General features: G+C 71.0%; 17 protein-coding genes. 11 read left to right on the top strand and 6 right to left on the bottom strand.

Features of this window, described 5'->3' with window-relative positions; translation table 11 throughout:
- Positions 1-4 precede the first annotated feature (4 nt).
- On the bottom strand, positions 5-880 hold the full coding sequence (gene rfbA / locus F603_RS0116385) for a glucose-1-phosphate thymidylyltransferase RfbA (protein ID WP_019547075.1): 876 nt from the start codon (positions 878-880) through the stop codon (positions 5-7).
- Between the two features lie 198 nt (positions 881-1,078).
- Between rfbA and F603_RS0116380 the strand changes: the two genes are divergently transcribed.
- Genes F603_RS0116380 through F603_RS0116350 form a run of 7 tightly spaced genes read left to right on the top strand, consistent with a single transcriptional unit; the run spans position 1,079 to position 8,406 of the window.
- Positions 1,079-2,344 carry an activator-dependent family glycosyltransferase gene (locus F603_RS0116380; protein WP_019547074.1) on the top strand — a complete coding sequence of 422 codons (1,266 nt, stop codon included), beginning with the start codon at positions 1,079-1,081 and terminating at the stop codon, positions 2,342-2,344.
- A 54-nt stretch (positions 2,345-2,398) separates the two neighbouring features.
- Positions 2,399-3,808 (top strand): amidase, encoded by a 1,410-nt coding sequence (locus tag F603_RS0116375; RefSeq protein WP_019547073.1) that lies wholly within the window; start codon positions 2,399-2,401, stop codon positions 3,806-3,808.
- Between the two features lie 26 nt (positions 3,809-3,834).
- Positions 3,835-4,695 carry a phytanoyl-CoA dioxygenase family protein gene (locus F603_RS0116370; RefSeq protein WP_019547072.1) on the top strand — a complete coding sequence of 287 codons (861 nt, stop codon included), beginning with the start codon at positions 3,835-3,837 and terminating at the stop codon, positions 4,693-4,695.
- On the top strand, positions 4,692-5,876 hold the full coding sequence (locus F603_RS0116365; protein ID WP_019547071.1) for a cytochrome P450: 1,185 nt from the start codon (positions 4,692-4,694) through the stop codon (positions 5,874-5,876). The genes F603_RS0116370 and F603_RS0116365 overlap by 4 nt, the downstream gene beginning before the upstream one ends.
- A gap of 13 nt (positions 5,877-5,889) precedes the next feature.
- The gene (locus F603_RS0116360; RefSeq protein ID WP_019547070.1) at positions 5,890-6,486 is read left to right on the top strand and encodes a dTDP-4-dehydrorhamnose 3,5-epimerase family protein; all 597 of its coding nucleotides are present in this window, start codon (positions 5,890-5,892) and stop codon (positions 6,484-6,486) included.
- Complete coding sequence (locus tag F603_RS0116355; protein ID WP_245600796.1) at positions 6,483-7,400, top strand: NAD-dependent epimerase/dehydratase family protein; 918 nt, start codon at positions 6,483-6,485, stop codon at positions 7,398-7,400. The genes F603_RS0116360 and F603_RS0116355 overlap by 4 nt, the downstream gene beginning before the upstream one ends.
- A 19-nt stretch (positions 7,401-7,419) precedes the next feature.
- Positions 7,420-8,406 carry an aldo/keto reductase gene (locus F603_RS0116350; protein WP_019547068.1) on the top strand — a complete coding sequence of 329 codons (987 nt, stop codon included), beginning with the start codon at positions 7,420-7,422 and terminating at the stop codon, positions 8,404-8,406.
- Positions 8,407-8,482: 76 nt separating this feature from the next.
- Here the strand turns inward: F603_RS0116350 and F603_RS0116345 are convergent, their stop codons facing one another.
- From F603_RS0116345 to F603_RS0116325, 5 genes are all read right to left on the bottom strand, one after another.
- Positions 8,483-9,259, bottom strand: coding sequence for a class I SAM-dependent methyltransferase (locus F603_RS0116345; RefSeq protein ID WP_019547067.1), 777 nt, complete (start codon positions 9,257-9,259; stop codon positions 8,483-8,485).
- A 77-nt stretch (positions 9,260-9,336) separates the two neighbouring features.
- A complete protein-coding gene (locus F603_RS0116340) occupies positions 9,337-10,587 on the bottom strand; it encodes a cytochrome P450 family protein (protein ID WP_019547066.1) in 1,251 nt (416 codons plus the stop codon).
- A 68-nt stretch (positions 10,588-10,655) separates the two neighbouring features.
- Entirely contained in the window at positions 10,656-13,889 is a 3,234-nt protein-coding gene (gene fabD, locus F603_RS0116335; RefSeq protein ID WP_019547065.1) for an ACP S-malonyltransferase, read from the bottom strand.
- Positions 13,886-14,848: a class I SAM-dependent methyltransferase gene (locus F603_RS0116330; protein ID WP_019547064.1), complete on the bottom strand. Its 963-nt coding sequence runs from the start codon at positions 14,846-14,848 to the stop codon at positions 13,886-13,888. The genes fabD and F603_RS0116330 overlap by 4 nt, the downstream gene beginning before the upstream one ends.
- Positions 14,849-14,944: 96 nt before the next feature.
- Positions 14,945-16,657 carry an acyltransferase domain-containing protein gene (locus tag F603_RS0116325; RefSeq protein ID WP_245600809.1) on the bottom strand — a complete coding sequence of 571 codons (1,713 nt, stop codon included), beginning with the start codon at positions 16,655-16,657 and terminating at the stop codon, positions 14,945-14,947.
- A gap of 694 nt (positions 16,658-17,351) precedes the next feature.
- Between F603_RS0116325 and rpsJ the strand changes: the two genes are divergently transcribed.
- Genes rpsJ through rplW form a run of 4 tightly spaced genes read left to right on the top strand, consistent with a single transcriptional unit; the run spans position 17,352 to position 19,334 of the window.
- Positions 17,352-17,660, top strand: a complete 309-nt coding sequence (gene rpsJ / locus F603_RS0116320; RefSeq protein WP_016909683.1) for a 30S ribosomal protein S10 — start codon at positions 17,352-17,354, stop codon at positions 17,658-17,660.
- A 14-nt stretch (positions 17,661-17,674) separates the two neighbouring features.
- Positions 17,675-18,319, top strand: a complete 645-nt coding sequence (gene rplC / locus F603_RS0116315; RefSeq protein ID WP_019547062.1) for a 50S ribosomal protein L3 — start codon at positions 17,675-17,677, stop codon at positions 18,317-18,319.
- 8 nt (positions 18,320-18,327) lie between these two features.
- Positions 18,328-18,993: a 50S ribosomal protein L4 gene (gene rplD, locus F603_RS0116310; RefSeq protein ID WP_019547061.1), complete on the top strand. Its 666-nt coding sequence runs from the start codon at positions 18,328-18,330 to the stop codon at positions 18,991-18,993.
- The gene (gene rplW, locus F603_RS0116305) at positions 18,993-19,334 is read left to right on the top strand and encodes a 50S ribosomal protein L23 (protein ID WP_016909686.1); all 342 of its coding nucleotides are present in this window, start codon (positions 18,993-18,995) and stop codon (positions 19,332-19,334) included. The genes rplD and rplW overlap by 1 nt, the downstream gene beginning before the upstream one ends.
- Positions 19,335-19,336 lie beyond the last annotated feature (2 nt).

The following is a 19,336-nucleotide window of genomic DNA, read 5'->3' as shown; positions in this document are numbered from 1 at the left end:
CGCCTCACTGACTCTCCCTGGTGGCGATCGAGCGCAGGTACTCGCCGTACTCGGACGCACCGAATTCAACGCCGAGTTCGTAGCAGGCTTCGGCGTCGATGAAGTGCATACGGAAGGCGATCTCCTCCAGCGAGGCGATACGCACCCCCTGGCGCTCTTCGAGCATCTGCACGTAATGGCCGGCCTGGAGGAGCGAGTCGTGGGTTCCGGTGTCCAGCCAGGCGAAACCGCGGCCGAGGTCGACGAGGCGGGCTTTACCGCGTTTCACATAAGCCCTGTTGATCTCGGTGATCTCCAGTTCACCGCGGTCCGAAGGGGAGAGCCGTTGCGCGATGTCCACCACTTCGTTGTCGTAGAAGTAGAGCCCCGTGATGGCGAGGTTCGACCGCGGATGCAGCGGTTTCTCCACGATGTCGAGCAGCATGCCCTCGGCGTCCACCTCACCGACCCCGTAGCGCTCCGGGTCCTTCACCCAGTAGCCGAAGAGCACGCATCCGTCGACGCTGCTGCTGTGCTGCATGAGCAGCGTCGAGAAACTCGGGCCGTGGAAGATGTTGTCGCCGAGTACGAGCGCCACTTCGTCGTCGCCGATGTAGTCGGCTCCGATTCTGAAGGCGTCGCCGATGCCTCTCGCCTCGGGCTGCTCCGCGTATTCGATGTGCATACCGAGGTGCCTACCGTCGCCGAGGAGAGCTTTGAAGAGGTGCAACTGCCCCGGCTTCACTATCAGTAGGACGTCCCTTATGTCGGCGAGCATCAGCACCGACAGCGGGTAGTAGACCATCGGTTTGTTGTAAACCGGAAGAAGCTGCTTCGAGACGGCGTGAGTGAGCGGGCGCAGTCGTGTTCCGTGTCCCCCGGCGAGCACGATTCCCTTCATCGGCTCGAAGCTACAGCTCGGATGATCCGACGGGCAGTGGTAGCCGCCGAATACAGGGGGTGGGTGCCGCTTAGGGGTGCGGTGGGCGAGTGGTTAGGGGTTGATGCGCGGGCGCCGAGTCAGTTGACTTCTCGCGAAGGGCACTTCGCTCCGAGGCGTCGACCTGTCGGGCGATTCGTAACCGACGTGGGGAAACCGATGCGCGTTCTGATCGTGGTGTACGCGGAGAAGACGCACTACCTCCATATGGTGTCCATGGGGTGGGCTCTCGCGGCGGCAGGGCACGAGGTCCGCGTCGCCAGCCAGCCCGCGCTCACCGCGGAGATCACGGCGTCGGGGCTCACGGCCGTACCCCTCGGTGAGGACCACAGGCTTTTCGAGACCGCCCGCGCCATCGCCGAGGAGAACCCGCAGGCGTTCTCGCAGGGACCCTCCTTCGGCGGCCTCGCCAAGCCCGAGACCACCTGGGAACGCGAACTCGCGCTCTACCAGGGCCTGGTGCCCTACTACCTGCGGGTGGCCAACAACACGGCCTTCGTCGACGAACTCGTCGACTACGCCCGCTTCTGGCGCCCCGAGCTGGTCCTCTGGGAGCAGATGAGCCACAGCGGCGCGGTGGCGGCCCGCGCCTCGGGCGCCGCGCACGCGCGGCTCCTGTGGGGCCCCGACTTCCTCGGGCGGTCGCGGGAGATCTTTCGCGAGTTGCTCGCCGAGCAGCCGGCCGAGCGGAGAGCCGACCCGCTCGGCGAGTGGGTCGCCGAGATGCTCGGGCGGCACGGCCTGGAGTTCGAAGAGGAGGCCGTCACCGGGCAGTTCACCATCGACCCCTCGCCGCCGAGCGCACGCCTCCCGCTCGATCTGCACACCGTGCCGGTGCGGTACGCGCCCTACCACGGCGCCGCCACGGTGCCCGAGTGGCTGCGCGAGCCGCCGGACAGGCCCAGGGTCTGCGTCACCATGGGTCTCTCCCGCCGTCAGTACACCGGCCACGACGGTTTCCCCCTCACCGACCTGGACGCCTTCGGCGACCTGGAAGCGGAGATCGTCACGACCCTCGTACCGGCGCCTGGCGAGGAGTTCGCCGCCGTCCCCGCCAACACCCGGATCGTGGACTTCGTCCCCATGCACGTGCTGCTGCCGAGCTGCGACGCCGTCGTCCACTACGGCGGCAGCGGTACATGGATGACGGCGATGCTCCACGGTGTGCCCCAACTGCTCGTCCCGCAGTCGGGCGACACCCTCCTCAAGGCCGAGCACCTCGAGCGCCAGGGCATCGGGTTGGCGGTGCCGGACGCGGAGGCCACGGGACCCGCGCTCCGCGAGGCGGTGGGCCGGCTCCTGCACGAAGGGTCCTTCCGCGAGGCCGCCGCGCGACAGCGCGCCGAAATCCTCTCGGTCCCGTCGCCGGGGGAGTTGGTGCCGACGCTGGAGAAACTCACCGCCGAGTACCGGGCAGCCGGGTAGCAGCCCGCACCGCGACAGGGCCGCCACGCAGACCAGTTCGACCACGGAGATCGCATGGACACCGACATCTGGCGCCTCAGCGCCACGACGCTGGCGGAGGCCGTCGCCACCGGGCAAGTGACCGCACGCGAGGTGCTCGACGCCCACTTGGAGCGGATCGCCGCGGTGAACCCCGGAGTGAACGCCGTGACCACGGTCATGGCCGAGCGTGCGGAAGCAGCGGCGGAGGCCGTCGACGAGCGTCGGGCGGCAGGCGAGCCGCTGGGCCCGCTCGCCGGGGTGCCGTTCACGGTCAAGGACAACATCCACGTCGAGGCGATGGCGACGACGCAGGGAATGCCCGCGCTCAGCGCCCTGGTCGCGGCCGAGGACGGCCCGGACGTGCGGCGGCTGTGCGCCGCGGGCGCCCTCCCCGTCGGCCGCACCAACATGCCCGACATGGGAATGCGCGGGATGCACACCCGCAGCAGCACGCACGGCGACACGGTCAACCCGTGGGACCGCACGAGGACACCGGGCGGCACCAGCGGGGGCGACGCCGTCGCCGTCGCGTCCGGCATGGCGCCGCTGGCGCTCGCCAACGACTGGGAGGGCTCGATCCGGGTGCCCGCCGTCTTCGCCGGTGTCACCGGGCTGCGTCCGAGCCAGGGCAGGTACGCCTCGGACAACCGCCTCATGGACCGCGAACCCACCCTCGCCACCCAACTGTTCCCCGTCGACGGGCCGATGGCGCGCTCGGTCGCCGACCTGGAAGTCCTGCACGGCCTGCTCTGCGGCGCCGACCCCCGCGATCCGCGGGCGGTCCCCGCGCCCGTACGCGGTCCCGCGCCACCCGGGCCGCTGCGGGTCGGGGTCGTGGCGGACCCCGGCGGCCTCGGTGTCGACCCGCGGGTGCGGGCGGCCGTCGAGGCGGCGGCCGGTGCGCTCCAGGACGCCGGGTACCGCGTCGAGGAGGTCGAGGTCCCGAAACTCGAGGAGGCCGTGCGGGCCTATGCGCGGCTGATGATGACCGAGTACAGCCTCGGTTGGGAGTCGCTCCGCCCGCTGATGCCCGAGGACGGGCAGCGCTTCCTGGAGCTGTCCATGGAGCGCAATCCCCCCGTCGACCTGGCCGAGTACGTCCGACTCACCGGCGAGCGGAGCGGTGTGCAGCGTGCCTGGGCCGAACTCCTCGACGGCTGCCCGCTGTTGCTCGGCCCCGTCTCCACCGCGCAGCCGGGTGAGCCCGGCGCGGAGTCGCGGGACGCGGAGAGCCTGGAGGAGGTGATGACGGCGCTCCGGCTGTGCTCGGTCTCCACCTTCGCCGGCCTGCCCGCCGTCGCCGTACCGACCGGTGTCGCCGACGGGCTGCCGCAGGGCGTGCAGCTCATCTCCCGGCCGTTCCGCGAGGACCTGTGCCTCGACGCGGCAGCCGCGGTCGAGGAGCGGCTCGGCACCTGCACGCCCATCGATCCGCGGCAGTGATCCGCGGCGCAACGCAAGGAGGGCACGTGGAATCCACGCTCATCCGTCTGAGTCCGCGATCTTCCGCCGACGAGGTCTCCGAAGTGCTGGAGCGGGACGGCGGTCTGATCGTCGAGGACCTGGTGGACGAGGAGACGCTGCGCGGGCTCTGGAGCGACCTGGGTCCGGCGCTGGAGGACTGGCAGTACGGCGCCGACGACTTCTCCGGACACCGGACCAAACGCCTCTCGTCGCTCTTCGCCCGCACCCCGCACGTCGCGAAGGTCGTCCTCACGCCGCAGTTCCTCGGCTCGGCCCGCAAGCTCATCGAGCGGCCCGTCCCGGTGTGGATGGGCGGCAAGCGCGTCGAACTGGCACCGAATGTCCAGATCAGCGCCACCCAGGTGATCCAGATCTGGCCGGGCGAGGGCGCCCAGTGGCTGCACCGGGACGACATGTCGCACCTGCGCACCTACCCCTCGCGCATCAGCAGGGTCCAACTCATGCTCGCCATGAGCGACTTCACCGCCGAGAACGGGGGCACGCTCGTCGTTCCCGGCAGCCACACGCTGGGGGACGAGCAACCGCCGGCCAAGGACCGGGCGGTGCCCGTCGAGATGAAGGCGGGGTCCTGCCTGCTGTGGCTGGGCGGTACGTACCACGGCGGCGGCCCGAACGAGTCCGAGGCGCCGCGCACCGGGCTGACCGTCTCCCTGATCGCCGGCAACATGCGGCAGGAGGAGAACCAGTACCTCGCCGTACCGAGGGAGAAGGTCAAGGAGTTCCCCGAGGAGCTCCAGCGGCTGCTCGGCTACGACACCTGCCCGCCCTTCCTCGGCTGGTACGAGTCCTCGGACCCGCACCTGCTCCTGCAACAGGACGCCCGGACGGACGGGGCCGGACGATGACCGACGCGCTGCCGATCCCCGGGGCCCAGCCGCGCCGCTGCCCCTTCGACCCGCCGGACGACTACCGGCGGGCCCAGCAGGAGGGCGGGCCCGTCATGGTCACCATGCAACAGGGCCGCGCGGGCCGGCTGTTGACCCGCTACCAGGAGGTGCGCAAGGCGCTGAAGGACGGCAGGTTCAGCTCCTCGCTGCACGTCCTGCCGCCGGTCATCGAGGGGCGGAGCCCCAGGGGTTGGATCTTCGGCATGGACCCGCCCGAGCACACCAGGTACCGCAGGCTGCTCGCCGAGATGTTCTCCGAGCGCCGCATGCGGCGGTTCGAGCCCAGGCTGGTGCGGATCGTCACCGGACGCCTCGAGGAGCTCAAGGAGCAAGGCAGTCCGGCCGACCTGATGAACCGCTACGCCTGGCCGATCTCGTCGAGGGTCTCCTGCGACCTGCTCGGTACCACCCTCGACGACCAGGAGGAGTTCGAGCGCCGGGTGGGCAGGCTCGTCGCGCCCGACGTCACTCCCGAAGCGTTCGTCGCCACCTACCAGTCGATGTGGTACGGCATGCGCGAGCTGGTGCGGGCGAAGCGCGGCGAGCCGGGCGACGACATGCTCACCGAACTCCTCGGCGCCGAGGACGCGCAGGGTCCGCTCAGCGACGAGGAGGCCGCCTCGATCGGCCTCCAACTCCGCATCGCCGGCAAGGACCTGGTCGCCCACGCCATCGGACTCGGCATCTTCGCCCTGCTGCGCCACCCCGACCAGCTCGCGCTGGTGCGCGACGCTCCCGACCGTCTCGACAAAGCCGTCGACGAGCTGCTGCGCTACCTGCCCATCAACAACATGGGGTCGGTGCGCAAGGCCGCCGCCGAGGCCGAGGCCGGCGAACAGGAATTCGCCGAGGGCGAGTTGGTCGTCGCCGCCCTCACGGCCGCCAACCGCGACGAGCGGGTCTTCACCGATCCCGACCGGCTCGACCTCACCAGGCCCAACGCGAGGCAGCACGTCGCCTTCGGGCACGGTGCCCACCGGTGCCTGGGGCAGCACCAGGCCCGGTTGATGATCACCGTCGCGCTCCGTGAACTCCTGCGCGCACTCCCGCGGATGGAGCTCGCCGTACCGGCCGACGAGGTGCCGCTCTACGAGGACACGGCGTTCTACGGCGTCGCCGAACTCCCCGTGGCCTGGTGAGCGGGGAGGACGAGTGGTCTTCACCGAACTGTCCGTGCCCGGTGCCTACCTGATCACGCCGGAGGTCCACCGCGACGAGCGGGGCAGCTTCGTCGCCCCGTACACCGCGGCCGCCTTCGCCGAGGCCACCGGACGCGAACTCCCGCTGGGGCAGAGCCACTTCAGCACCTCGCGGCGCGGAACGATCCGCGGCATCCACTACGCGGACGTGCCGCCGGGGCAGGCGAAGCTCGTATGCTGCCCCGGCGGGGCGATCAGGGATTTCGTCGTGGATCTGCGCCTCGGCTCGCCCACCTTCGGGCAGTGGGACAGCGTCCAGCTCGACGCCGCCTCGGGGAAGGCGGTCTACCTGGAGGAGGGACTCGGGCACGCCTTCGTCGCGCTCGCCGACGGCACGATCACCGCCTACCTCAACTCGACGGAGTACAACCCGCGAGTGGAGCACGAGGTGGACCCCTTCGACACCGCGCTCGGCCTCGACTGGCCGGCCGACCTCCCCCCTCTCGTGTCGCGACGCGACCGCGACGCGCCGTCGTTGGCCGAGGCGCAGCGTGCAGGACTGCTGCCGACGTACCGCGCTTGCTCCGCGCTTCCGTGGCGGCGCGGATGAGCCGCCGTGCCGGCTCTGTGGTGGTGCTCGGCGGGGCCGGGTTCCTCGGCCGGCGCATCTGTGCGGCCCTCAGCGGGAGCGGCCACCGGGTCACCGCGGTCACCAGGGGCCCGGCTCGGCCGGTCCAGGGGGCGCGGACCGTCGTACTCGACGTGCTCACCGGACCCATGGACGAGCTGGCGAGCGTGGTCGGCGCGGCCGACGCCGTGATCAACGCGGCGGGGGACACCTGGGAGGGGACCACCGCCGCGATGACGGCGTCCCATGTCCCCCTGGTCGAGCGCCTGATCGAGGCGATGGCCGCGGCACCCGGGACGCCGCGGCTGGTGCAGCTCGGCTCGGTGCACGAGTACGGCCGCGCCCCCTTCGGAACGGTGATCGGCGAGGACCACCCGACCGCCCCGACCACCGCGTACGGAAGGACGAAGCTCGCCGGCGCGCGGAGGGTCCTCGACGCCACGGCGCAGGGCCGGGTCGACGGCTGCGTGCTGCGCCTCTCCCACGTCTGCGGCCCCGGCACCCCGCGCCGCAGCTTCCTCGGCGGCCTCGCGGAGCGCCTGCGGGACACGGCGCCGACCGGGGCGCCGCTCAGCCTGCAAGTGATCGCGGACGGGCGGGACTTCGTCGACGTCGACGACGCCGCCTCGGCGGTCGCGCGGTCCCTCACCGCTCCGGTGTCGGGCCGGGTCGTCAACATCGGGGGCGGGTCCACGATCAGCATGCGCGAGTTGGCCTGGCTCCTCATCACCGCTGCGGGCTTCCCCCCGGAGCTGGTCGAAGAGGAGTGCCTCCCCTCGACGGGCGGTTCGACGAGGCTCGACATCCGGCTGGCCGGGGAAGTGCTGGGCTGGACCCCCGGAACGGCGCTCTCCGATTCGGTGCGCCGTCAATGGGAGACGTACGCGCAAGGATGACCGCCGACGAAGGAGAGCGATGGAGTACACCCACCTGGGCCGCACAGCCCTGAAGGTCAGCGACCTCTGCCTCGGCACCCTGAACCTCGGGGTGCGCGCGAGCGACGAGGAGAGCTTCGCCATCCTCGACACCGCCCTCGACCGGGGCGTCAACTTCCTCGACACCGCCAACCAGTACGGCTGGCAGAAACACAAGGGCTACACCGAGGAGTTCCTCGGGAGCTGGTTCGCGCAGGGCGGTGGGCGGCGGGAGCAGGTCGTGCTGGGCACCAAGGCCGGCAAGCCGATGAGCGACCGGCCCAACGACACCGGCCTGTCGGCGCGGCACCTGATCGCTTCCTGCGAGGAGTCGCTGCGCCGGCTGCGGACGGACTGGATCGACCTCTTCCAGATGCACCACGTCGACCACCACGCGCCGTGGGACGAGGTGTGGCAGGCGATGGAGACCCTCACGCAACAGGGAAAGGTGCGGTACGTCGGCTCTTCGAACTTCGCCGGCTGGCACATCGCCGAGGCCCAGGAGGCGGCGCACCGCCGGCACTTCCTCGGCATCGTCTCCGAGCAGAGCGTGTACAACCTGGCCACCCGGTACGTCGAACTCGAGGTGATTCCGGCCTGCCGCAGGTACGGGGTGGCGGTGCTGCCGTGGTCGCCCCTGCACGGCGGGCTCCTCAGCGGCGTGCTGCGGAAGACGGCCGAAGGCACGGCGGCGAAGGGCGCACAGGGGCGGGCGGCGGAGGCGCTCAGGACGCGGCGCGAGGCCGTCGCCGCGTACGAGGAGCTCTGCGCGGAGTTCGGCGCCGACCCGGCGGAGGTCGGCCTCGCCTGGGTGAGGTCGCGCCCCGGAGTGACGGCGCCCGTCATCGGCCCGCGCTCCCTCGCCCAGCTTGAAAGCGCCCTCGACAGCCGAGAGTTGGAGCTTCCGCCCGAGGTGCTGGAACGGCTCGACGCGCTCTTCCCCCCGCTCGGCAACGGCGGTCCGGGGCCGGAGGCGTGGGCCAGGTGAGTCCCCTCGGTGCACGGAGCGGCGGGACTCTCCGCGTCCGCCGGCGGAGCGTCTTCCACCGGCGGACGCGCCCTCCTCAGTCCTCGCCCCACTCCATGTAGATGAGGGGCGACTCACGGTGCGGCAGTTGGCGCAGCCTGGTCCTGCCGAGCTCGGTGAAGTCGTTCAACGCCTTGGTCTCGCCCGGCCACTTGGGGTGCGCCAGCTCGTCGAAGGCGAGGATGGAGCCCTTTGTGAGGTGGGGGCGCACGGCGTCGAGGAGTTCTCTCGTCGGTTCGTAGAGGTCGAGGTCGAAGTAGGCGAGCGCGATGACGGTTTCGGGGTTCTCCGCCAGGTACGCGGGAACCGTCTCGCGCACGTCCCCCTGGACCACGAAGCTGCGCCGCGTGTGGCCGTACGGCTCGTTCGCCTCGTGGGCCTCTAGTACGTCGCGCAGGTGGTCGACCTCGTCCTCGGGGACGGCGAACCTCCCGGGAGTGGCGCTCGCCGTCGCCCGGTCGATCTGCGCGACGTCGGGGAAGCCGGTGAAGGTGTCGAAGCCGACCACCCGGCGCAGCGAGTTGTAGGGCTCGTAGATGCTGCGCAGGGCGGTGAGGGCGGCGAGGTGCCGCCCGTGCAGTACCCCGAACTCCATGATCACGCCCGGGACTTCCAGCACCTTCCGGTAGAGCGCGTCCATGGCGAGGAGGTCGGCGAGCTGCGGGCGGCGCAGGTAGACGGGGAGGTTGTCGATCAGGTACTCGGGCGGGATCGGCGTTTCGGCCAGGAGTTTCGTCAGGCGCAGGCGCGAGTCGCGTTCGCCTTCCGACTCGTGCGGCACGGTCTTCGGGTCCCGGTAGACGCTCTCGGTCATCTGGCTCTCGCTCCTCGGACTCTGCTGCCAATCGGACGGTGCTGGTGTCGCGTCGGTGTGCTCTCCCGCGGCGCGCCTCACCGCAGATGCACCGGCAGCCGCTGCATCCCGATGAGGAACCGCGGCGCGAGCTCCTCGGCGGGCGCGGCGAGCCGTATAGCGGGGAACCGCTCGAAGAGGCGCGAGAGCGCGATCTCCGCCTGTGCCAGGGCGAGCGAGGAGCCGGGACAGAAGTGCGGCCCGTGGCTGAAGCCGAGGTGCTGGTTGGGCGTGCGCTCCAGGTCGAGGGTGCCCGCCGCGGGGAACTGGCCCTGGTCGCGGTTGGCGGCGGCGAGCACCACGAGGACGCCCTCGCCGGCCCCCACGGTCTGCCCCTCGACCTCGACGGGCTCGGTGGCGAACCTTCGGAAGGCGTGCTTCACGGGAGTGGCGTGCCGCATCACTTCGGGCAGGGCCGTACGCCACAGCGAGGGGTCCGACCGCAGCCGCTCGGCACGTTCGGGCCGGGCGAGCATCAGGCAGGCGCTCTGCGAGATGAACTGCCGTACGGAGTCGTGCCCCGCCTGGATCACCAGCATGGCGAGCGCCAGCAGTTCCCTCTCCGAGATCCGCGTCTCGTCCTCGTCGCGCTTGCGCACCAGCTCGGAGAGGAGGTCGTCCCCCGGCTCCGCCCGCCGCTTGGCGATCAGTTCGGTCAGTACGGCGGCGATACCGCGCAGCGCGGGCCCGGTCTCCTCGGGAGTGGCCGGGTTGGCGCCGCTGAAGGTGCGGGCCGAGGCGAGCCACCTGCGCCTGTCCTCCTCGCCCACGCCGAGGAGTTCGCCGATGACGGAGAGCGGCAACGGGTCGGCGAGCTCCGCGAGCAGGTCGACCTCCCGCTCGGCGTCCAGCCCGTCGAGGAGCCCGCACACCAGGTCGTCGATCCGCGGACGGAGGGACCGTATCCGCTTCGCCGAGAAGGCGGCGTTCACCAGCGGGCGCACCCGGTCGTGGTCGGGGCCGTCCATGGAGAGCAGCGTCGAGGACATCAGCGGCGCCAAGTCCTCGGGCACGCCCTGGCGCAGCAGCCCGCGCAGGTGCGAGTCGCCCGGTGGGCGGCTGGTGAAGCGCGGGTCGGAGAGCACCTCCCGCGCCGTTTCGTAGCGAGTGACGACGAGGACGGGGGAGCCGTCGAGCGAGCGTCCCGGGCATGCCGCGCGGGGTGCGCTCAGCCACCGGTCGGCGGCCGCGGGGTCGGTGACGAACGCGGGGTCGGAGAGGTCGTACTCGACTCCGTCCGGCTGGGGTTCGCCTGCTCGGGCCGGTTCCGACCGGGCTGTCTCCGTCATGGTGCCGCCTTTCTTCGGTCTTCCGGTTCTCCGGTGCTGCCGGCCGGAGCCGGAAGCACCGCGGCGGGTCAGCCGGTGATCCGCGCCGCGCCTTCCATGATTCGGCGGCCGATCTCGGCCGCATGCCGCTGCTTCCACTCTTCGAGGTCCGTGCCGCGCAGCCACTCGTTGCAGGCGCCCATCGCCGGTCCGCAGAAGACCTGGAAGTCCGCCTCCCGCCCCGGCTCCCCTTCGGCCGCGAGCTGGAGCGCGCGGTCGCAGTACCAGCGGAAGACCAGCGCCATGCGCCGCTTGGGGTCGGGCTCGGGCTCCTCCTCGCCCTTCTCCGCCGCCCGCGCCCTGGCCTGTGCGTAGACGGTCGCGAAGGACGCCTGGAAGTAGCGCTCCTCGATGTCGGACCGGACGCGGGGCGCGATGCTCTCCCAGTCGTCATGGGTGCGCCACAGGTCGTAGAGCTTGTTGGCGCGGGCGTGGAAGAGCACGCCCTTCTTCATCACCCGGGCGCGCCCGCCCAGTTCGAAGAGGTCGCCGAAGGGTGCGTAGGTGGTGTCCCGTACGTCCAGGTTCTGGAGCATGTCCTTGACCCGGCCGCCGAAGCCGCTCTCCACCGTGCACGCGTTGATCGAGCCGGTCAGCACGAAGTCGGCGCCGAGGACGAAGGCGGCGGCTGCGGCTTCCGGCGTGCCGATGCCGCCGCCCGCGCCCACCCGCACTGTTCCGGACGCCGGGTTCTCGGCCGCCGCACGCTCGCGCAGCCGCCGCACCGAGGGCAACAGGGCCGGCAGGAGGCCCAGTTCGGTGTAGCCGCCCGAGTCGCCCATGGCGCAGACGTCGTCGGCCATCGGCAGGGACTCGGCGGCTTGCGCCTCCTCGGAGCTGAGCGCGCCCTCTGCGAGGAGGCGTTCGACGATCCGTGGCGGCGCCGGCCTGAGGAACAGCATCGCGGTCTCGGGATGGGTGACCTTGGCGAGCAGCCGCTGCGGGGCGTGCGCGCTGCCGTCACCGCGCAGTCCGGCGCCGCGCAGCCGGTAGCGCACCAGCTCCGGGGTGATCTGCACGTAGGCGGAGGTCTCCAGGGCACGCACGCCCTCCCGCAGCGCGGCGTCGACCACCTCGCGCTCGGCCCGGCGACCGAACGGGCTGTACGTCAGGTTGACGCCGAACGGAGCACCCGCCCCGAGCTGTTGACGCACCTCGCGGATCGCCGAGCCGAGCTGCTGCCCCGTCAGCCCGCTGCTGCCGAGGAAGGAGAGGAACCCGGCACGCGCCAGCGCGACCACGAACTCGGCCGAGCCCACCTGCTGGTGCAGCCCGCTCGCCGCGTACGCGTACTCCACCCCGTGCGCCTCGCGGAAGGCCGCGGCACCCAACTCGCGCGCCTCCCGTCTCGCGGCCACTGCGTGCGCGGCGGGTGCCGGCGCGCTCGGCGCTGCGGACTCCAGCAGCGGGGTGGCCTCCGACCGGATCTTCGCAACCAGCTTGGTGAGGACGCTGCCGGGGCCCAACTCCCTTGCCTCCGGCGTTCCTTCCGCCATGAGGTAGCGGATGCTGTCGGCCCACTGCACCGGGTGGTCTATCTGCCGCCGCAGCTTCTCCCCGACCTCCGCCGCACCGCTGTACGGCCTGGCGTCGACGTTGGCGATCACGGGGATCTTCGGCGCGCTGAAGGTGAATCCGTCGAGGAAACGGCCGAACTCCTCGGCGGCGCCCGCCATGTAGCGGCTGTGGAAGGGGGCGCTGACGTTGAGCGCCGCGCAGCGGGCGCCGTCCTCCGTGAAGAGCGGCAGCGCCCGCTGCACCTCCTCCTGCGGTCCAGCGATCACCGTCTGGGAAGGAGCGTTGATGTTGGCGACGTCGATCGCATCCAACTGGTGCTGCCGCAGCAGTTTGCCCACCGCTTCGGCGTCGCGCCCCGAGACCGCCGCCATCGTGCCGCCACCCGCGCGACCCATCAACTCGCCGCGCTTGCTCACCAACCGCAGGCCGGTCTCGAAGTCGAAGACGCCGGCGGCGAAGAGCGCCGCGTACTCGCCGAGGCTGTGGCCGAGCACGTAGTCGGGGAGGCGCTCGCCCTCCTGCAACGACGCCAGATGGGAGAGGGCACTGACCACGTAGAGCGCCGGCTGGGTGTACTCGGTCCTGCGGAGCAGCCGCTCGGGATCGTCGACGCAGAGTTCGCGGACCGAGTATCCGAGGATCGCGTCCGCCTTCGCCGTCAACTCGGGGAACTGGCGGAAGAGTTCTTCCCCCATGCCCTTGACCTGTGATCCCTGCCCGGGGAAGAGGTGCACCCGAAGTTTCTTTTCCGTCATGTGTTCCGCCTTCGGTCGGGACGCGGGTGCCGGTGGCCCGTCGCGACGCTGGTGCTCCAGGGCCTTTTCGAACAGGGAGCCGTCCTGCGAGAAGGGCGAGAGCAGCGGGAGAGCGACGGAGGCCGCCCCCGAAGGCAGCAGCGGCGTGATCAGGTTCGCCATCGAGCCCGACGGGCCCAGGTCGAGGTAGCGGTGGCGGTCCTCGCGCAGCAGCCCGTCGAGTACCGGACGGACGTCGAAGCGGTGCCGCATCGCCCGCCAGAGGTGCTCGGCGTCGAACCGTGCCACCTCCCCGCCCGTCGTGCAGGAGAGCACCGGGATGCGGGGAGTGCGGAAGGTGAGTGTGCCGATCAGCGAGGTGAACTCCTCGGCGACGGCGTCGATCGCGCTGGAGTGGAAGGCGAAGGGCACGGGCAGCCGCTGGAACAGGATGCCCTCGCCTGCGAGGTACTCCTCGGCGCGGTCGAGTGCGTCGGCGGTCCCCGCCAGGACGAAGTTGCCCTCCGAGTTGACGGCGGCGAGTTCGCACCGCCGGTGCAGCGCGGGCGCCCGGTCGAAGAGTCCGGGGTCGGCGAGCACCGCCAGCATGCCGCCCGGCGGGCAGCGTCTCTCGAAGACCTCCACCTGCCGCAAAAGAAGCAGCAGGCACTCTTTCGGATCGACGACGCCCGCCACCGCCGCCGCAGCCGTCTCCCCGAGGCTCGCGCCGACCACGGCGTCCGGCTCGACCCCTTGCGCGACGAGGGCGGTCGCCAGCGCGTACTCGGTCATGAAAATGGCCGGTTGGCTGTCCGCGAACCGGTCCATCGGCTCGTCCACGGGGGCGCCGTGCATCCTCTCCACCACCGAGTCGCCGCGCTCCTCGCGGACGACGGCGTCGAGGTCGAGCAGCGTGCGCCGGAAAACCTCGTCGTGCTCGTGGAGCCACGAGCCCATCCGGTGGTACTGCGAGCCCTGGCCGGCGAAGAGGAAGACGTTGCTGAGCCTCATGAGTCCGGCTTCTCCACCTTCCTGGCGACGAGGTGCCGGTAGCTGTCCGGCAGCGGATGGCCCGAGGGCAGCACCCCGGCCTTCTTCAGCGCCTTCGCCAGCCGGCTGTCCTGGTAGCCGGCGAACTTGGCGCCGAAGAGCGCCCTCCGCGACTGCTGCTGGAGGACGCGCGCGGAGACGGACATGCGCTGTGCCGCGAAGGCGCGGTGGAAGAGGCTGCCGGGCGTGAAGCGGCGCCGGATGGCCGCCCTCGTCAGCTCGGAGATGTCCTGCTCGTGGACCCAGTCCAGGCCCGGCGTGCGCTCCTTGAGCTGGAGTAGCTGCTCGTGTCTGGCGTGCGTGAAGCTGTCGATGTACGAGAAGTGGCCGCCGGGCTTGAGCACCCGGGTGACCTCGGCGAGGAAGCGACCGAGATCGGGATAGGTGTGCGAGCTCTCGATGTTGAGGACGATGTCGAGTTGGCCGTCCTCGAACGGCAGATTCTCCGCGTCGCCTTGCATGTAGCGCAGCCGGTCGCCCCGGGAGAGGCGGCTGTCCGCGCGCTCCACGGCGGCGGACGAGAGGTCGACGCCGACCATCCGGGCGTCGAAGAGGCGGGAGAGGAAGTTCAGCCCCTCGCCGAGGCCGCAACCGACCTCCGCCACGGCGAGACCCTCGTAGTCGTCTTCCGCGAGGGGCAGTTCGCGCAAGGCGAGGTAGTACATCTGCTCGGAGTAGCCGTCGGTGTCGCGTGTACCGAAGCCCGGTATCCGGGCGCGGATCTCCTTCTCCAGCGCGTCGTCGTGGACACCCCAGTTCCAGATGTCGCCCTTCGCGGCGCCCACAGCCGCCATGTCGTAGATCGACCGCGTAGCGCGCTTGAACCGCTCGCCCGACTCGAAGCCCGGACCACCGGCCTCCCGCGCGTGGTTGATCGTGCGAAGCCCTTCAGCGAACTCTCCGAAGACTTTGGGAAGCACCAGCTTTTCCTCTCCTGAACCCGGGCGGAACACGGTCGTGTTCGTACGTCGTCCACGCGTCGCATCCCTCCGGCGGGCGCCTCGGCGGCCTGCGACTCACGCTCCTCGCGCCTCCTTCCTTCGGGCGAACAGGCCGGGTGCGACCACCCGTTGGTAGGGCGTCAGCCGGCGCCGCGCGGGGGCGGGTGCCGGCGACGCCCTGCCGAGGGAGCGCAGAGCTTCCCGGGACGCGAGCATGGAGCGCAGCTCCGCCCTGCGGCGCCCGGAGACGAGGACGTGGCCGCTCTGTCCCGCGTGCTCCAGGCACTCCCGGATCGAGTCGTCCAGCACGGGATGGCCGCTGATTTCGAGGAAGACGTCGTGGCCGCCGCGGCGCAGCGATCCCACGACGGACGCGAAGCGGACGGGCCTGCGCAGGTTCCGGAACCAGTACTCGGCAGTCAACTCGGGCCCCTGGACGCGCTCCAGCGTCACCGTCGAGTACATCGGCACCGCGGCCTGCCGCGGCCGGAGGCCGCCGAGCACCGCCGACAGGTCGTCGCGCAACTCCTCGACGAAGGGACTGTGCGAGGGCGCGGTGTCCTTGACCTGCTTGCAGTAGATGTCGCGCGCCTCCAGCGAGCGCAGGAGCCCGTCCAGAGCCCGTCGGTCACCACTGAGCACGGTCGTCGAGGGGCTGTTGTACCCGGCGACGCTCACGGGCCCGTCCGCCTCCTCCGCCTCGCGGGCTGCGGCATCGCCGGGCAGCTCGACGACCGCCATCGTGCCCCGGTCGCTGATCCGCTCCAGCAGCGCGCTGCGCCGGCACTGGATCGTCGCCGCGTCGTCGAGCGACAGTGCGCCCGCGACGTGCGCAGCCGCCACCTCTCCCATGCTCTGGCCCACCACCGCGTCCGGCTCCACGCCCCACGAGCGCCACACCGCGGCGAGCGCCACCTGCACGGTGAACAACGTGGGTTGCAGCACGTCCGACCTGTGCAGCCGCGGCTCGGCCGAGTCGAGCGCCAACTGCTCGGCGACCGACCAACCGACCTGGGCCCGGACGACCGCGTCGCACCGCTCCACCGCTTCCCTGAACACCGGCTCCCGACGCAGCAGTTCCCTGCCCATGCCGAGCCACTGATGCCCCTGCCCGGCGAACGCGAAGACGACCTTGTGCCCGGCGGCGCCTTCGGCGCGCGGTGCGCCGGGCGGCTCCAGGCGCACCGAGACGCTCGTACGGTCGGCGCCCGCAGCGTGCACCGAACACGGGAGGCTCTCCGAGCCCGTGGCGCCGAGCAGCTCGACGATCCTGGCGAGGCCGTCGAGCGGGCTCGACGGCCTCGAGTCGTACGCGGAGCCGCCTTCGAGGGCAGCGGACGTCCAGGGCAGCACGGCGAGCACGCGGTCACCGTCCTTGCGCGCATCGCCCAGCCGCTTCAGCGCCACGGCCGCGGCCCCCGCACCCCCGTCCGCCGCACCGCTCCCCGCCACCGCGGCGAGAGCGGCCCTGCACTCGCCGAGCCGTACGCTCTGCCACGCCAGACGGAGCGGCAGCAGCCCGGGGCAGCGGTCGGCGTCGAGCAAGGTGACGGGCCCGCGCTGCGCCTCGCCGAGGGGCGGTGTCGTTCCCCTCGCCGTCGAGTCGAGGCCGAGGAAGAGGCCGCTGCTGTCGCCGGAAGGCCCGCCGGGCGGCAGGGCCTCGGCGGCTGCCGCGGCGAGCAGGCGACTGAGGGACGCGGCGTCGCTCGCCATGCCGCCGCCCCGCGCGGCCTCGTGCTCCGGAGGCCGGTACCCGGTACCGATGACGGCCACCGAATCGGGCGGCATGGTCACTTCTCGACACCTTTCCACGAGCGCGCTCGCCCAGCCTGGGCTCTCCCGCCGCACGCTAGTGAGCCGCCGGAACGCCAGGACACCCGTGACAACCCCTATATCTGCACCACCGCGCGGGGAGGCTGGGGGCGGTCGGGCGCGGGGGCAGGGGCGGTGAGGGGTCGGGTGCGCCGGAGCTGCGGCAGAGCCGAAGAGGAATCCGGCGCGGTGTAGGGGCCACCCGTGGCCCCTACGTGCGTCCCCGCGGCCGGAAGAGCGGGAGCCCCCGGCTGTCGTCCCGGCGGGCGCGGGTGTGCTAGGACTGATCTGCGGTCTGACTCCCGAGCATGTGTTCTCCGCCGCTGGCCAGTGCATCTACCTGGTTGGCGTGAGTCAGTTGGCCTATGGCACACTGTCCAGGTTGCTCGGTTGAGTGCCGATGCTGCACGCCTCCCGCCGGGAGGACCGGAAGCGAGTCCCACGTATTCGTCACCCCTCATCAGGGATGGAAGTACGGGAATCTTCCGGGAAGTGTGGGAGGGGCTTCCAGCCAGGCACCCGGTGGCTTTCTGCCCCCAACTCCCCTGCAGGGAAACCTCGTTGGGGACATCCATGAGAAGGGCGACGACACGCCCGACCGCGTGGGTCGGCGGGGCAGTAAAGCGCAAGGGTTCCAGAGCGTGACGAGAGACAGGACTACGAAGTAGCCATGGCGGGACAGAAGATCCGCATCCGGCTCAAGGCCTACGACCACGAGGTCATCGACAACTCGGCGAAGAAGATCGTCGAGACGGTGACCCGCACTGGTGCGTCGGTCGCGGGCCCGGTGCCGCTGCCCACAGAGAAGAACGTGTACTGCGTCATCAAGTCGCCGCACAAGTACAAGGACGCGCGCGAGCACTTCGAGATGCGTACCCACAAGCGTCTGATCGACATCCTCGACCCGACGCCCAAGACCGTTGACTCGCTGATGCGCCTGGACCTCCCGGCCGGCGTCGACATCGAGATCAAGCTCTGAGGGGCGGGAAGAAGATGGCTAAGCAGATCAAGGGCGTCCTGGGCGAGAAGCTCGGCATGACCCAGGTCTGGGACGAGCAGAACCGCGTCGTTCCCGTGACCGTCGTCAAGGCCGGCCCCAACGTGGTCACCCAGGTCCGCACCGCAGAGGCGGACGGCTACGAGGCCGTCCAGATCGCCTTCGGCGAGATCGACCCGCGCAAGGTGAACAAGCCCCTCAAGGGCCACTTCGCCAAGGCGGACGTCACCCCGCGTCGCCACCTCGTGGAGCTGCGCACCTCCGACGCCGGCGAGTACTCGCTCGGCCAGGAGATCAGCGCCGACACCTTCGAGGCGGGCATCAAGGTCGACGTCACCGGCAAGTCGAAGGGCAAGGGCTTCGCCGGCGGCATGAAGCGGCACGGCTTCCATGGCGGCAAGGCCAGCCACGGTGCGCACCGCATCCACCGCAAGCCGGGCGCCATCGGCGGCTGCGCCACTCCTGGTCGTGTCTTCAAGGGCACGAAGATGGCCGGCCGGATGGGCAACGAGCGGGTCACCACCCAGAACCTGACCGTCCACGCTGTTGACGCGGAGAAGGGCCTGCTGCTCATCAAGGGCGCTGTCCCCGGTCCGAACGGCGGCCTCGTCCTGGTCCGTAGCGCGGCCAAGGGGGCCTGAAGGTAACCATGAGCACCGTTGACATTCTTTCGCCGGCAGGCGAGAAGGCCGGGACCGTAGAGCTCCCGGCAGAGATCTTCGACGCGCAGGTCAGCGTTCCGCTGATCCACCAGGTCGTCGTGGGTCAGTTGGCCGCTGCCCGCCAGGGCACGCACAAGGCCAAGACCCGCGGTGAGGTCCGCGGCGGCGGCAAGAAGCCGTACCGCCAGAAGGGCACAGGACGCGCACGTCAGGGCTCCGTCCGCGCACCGCAGTTCGCCGGCGGTGGCGTCGTGCACGGACCCGTTCCGCGCGACTACTCCCAGCGGACCCCGAAGAAGATGAAGGCCGCCGCGCTCCGCGGCGCCCTCTCCGACCGGGCGCGCAACAACCGTATCCACGTCGTGAACGGCGTGGTCGAGGGCGAGGCCTCCACCAAGGCCGCGCGGACGCTCTTCGGCAAGATCAGCGAGCGCAAGCAGCTCCTGCTCGTCGTCGAGCGCTCCGACGAGGCCGCGTGGCTCTCCGCCCGCAACCTGCCCCAGGTCCACATCCTGGAGCCGGGCCAGCTGAACACGTACGACGTGCTCGTCTCCGACGACGTGGTCTTCACGAAGGCCGCCTTCGACGCCTTCCTGGCGGCGAGGACGCCGGCCGCTTCGCACGAGGCTGAGCTCGAAGGGAGCGACGCCTGATGGCCGCAGGGGCCGACACCCGGACCACCGGTGTGACCAGCAAGACGCTCACGGACCCCCGTGACCTGCTGATCAAGCCGGTCGTCTCGGAGAAGAGCTACGCGCTGCTCGACGAGAACAAGTACACGTTCCTCGTCGACCCGCGCGCCAACAAGACCCAGATCAAGCAGGCCGTCGAGGCGGTCTTCGAGGTCAAGGTCACCGGGGTCAACACGATCAACCGGCAGGGCAAGCGCAAGCGCACCCGCACCGGTTACGGCAAGCGCGCAGACACCAAGCGCGCCATCGTGACCCTCGCCGAGGGCGACCGTATCGACATCTTCGGCGGCCCGACCTCCTGAGG

Origin of the sequence: Streptomyces sulphureus DSM 40104, assembly GCF_000381025.1 — a bacterium.
Taxonomy (GTDB): Bacteria; Actinomycetota; Actinomycetes; order Streptomycetales; family Streptomycetaceae; genus Streptomyces; species Streptomyces sulphureus.
Note: the sequence above shows the minus strand (reverse complement) of the source record. Positions and strands in the feature narration are given on the sequence as shown.

Excerpts from the sequence above, each read along its gene's own strand:
- rfbA (WP_019547075.1), bottom strand. The coding sequence starts at position 880 with ATGAAGGGAATCGTGCTCGCCGGGGGACACGGAACACGACTGCGCCCG.
- F603_RS0116380 (WP_019547074.1), top strand. The coding sequence starts at position 1,079 with ATGCGCGTTCTGATCGTGGTGTACGCGGAGAAGACGCACTACCTCCAT.
- F603_RS0116375 (WP_019547073.1), top strand. The coding sequence starts at position 2,399 with ATGGACACCGACATCTGGCGCCTCAGCGCCACGACGCTGGCGGAGGCC.
- F603_RS0116365 (WP_019547071.1), top strand. The coding sequence starts at position 4,692 with ATGACCGACGCGCTGCCGATCCCCGGGGCCCAGCCGCGCCGCTGCCCC.
- F603_RS0116355 (WP_245600796.1), top strand. The coding sequence starts at position 6,483 with ATGAGCCGCCGTGCCGGCTCTGTGGTGGTGCTCGGCGGGGCCGGGTTC.
- F603_RS0116350 (WP_019547068.1), top strand. The coding sequence starts at position 7,420 with ATGGAGTACACCCACCTGGGCCGCACAGCCCTGAAGGTCAGCGACCTC.
- F603_RS0116345 (WP_019547067.1), bottom strand. The coding sequence starts at position 9,259 with ATGACCGAGAGCGTCTACCGGGACCCGAAGACCGTGCCGCACGAGTCG.
- F603_RS0116340 (WP_019547066.1), bottom strand. The coding sequence starts at position 10,587 with ATGACGGAGACAGCCCGGTCGGAACCGGCCCGAGCAGGCGAACCCCAG.
- fabD (WP_019547065.1), bottom strand. The coding sequence starts at position 13,889 with ATGAGGCTCAGCAACGTCTTCCTCTTCGCCGGCCAGGGCTCGCAGTAC.
- F603_RS0116325 (WP_245600809.1), bottom strand. The coding sequence starts at position 16,657 with ATGCCGCCCGATTCGGTGGCCGTCATCGGTACCGGGTACCGGCCTCCG.
- rpsJ (WP_016909683.1), top strand. The coding sequence starts at position 17,352 with ATGGCGGGACAGAAGATCCGCATCCGGCTCAAGGCCTACGACCACGAG.
- rplC (WP_019547062.1), top strand. The coding sequence starts at position 17,675 with ATGGCTAAGCAGATCAAGGGCGTCCTGGGCGAGAAGCTCGGCATGACC.
- rplD (WP_019547061.1), top strand. The coding sequence starts at position 18,328 with ATGAGCACCGTTGACATTCTTTCGCCGGCAGGCGAGAAGGCCGGGACC.
- rplW (WP_016909686.1), top strand. The coding sequence starts at position 18,993 with ATGGCCGCAGGGGCCGACACCCGGACCACCGGTGTGACCAGCAAGACG.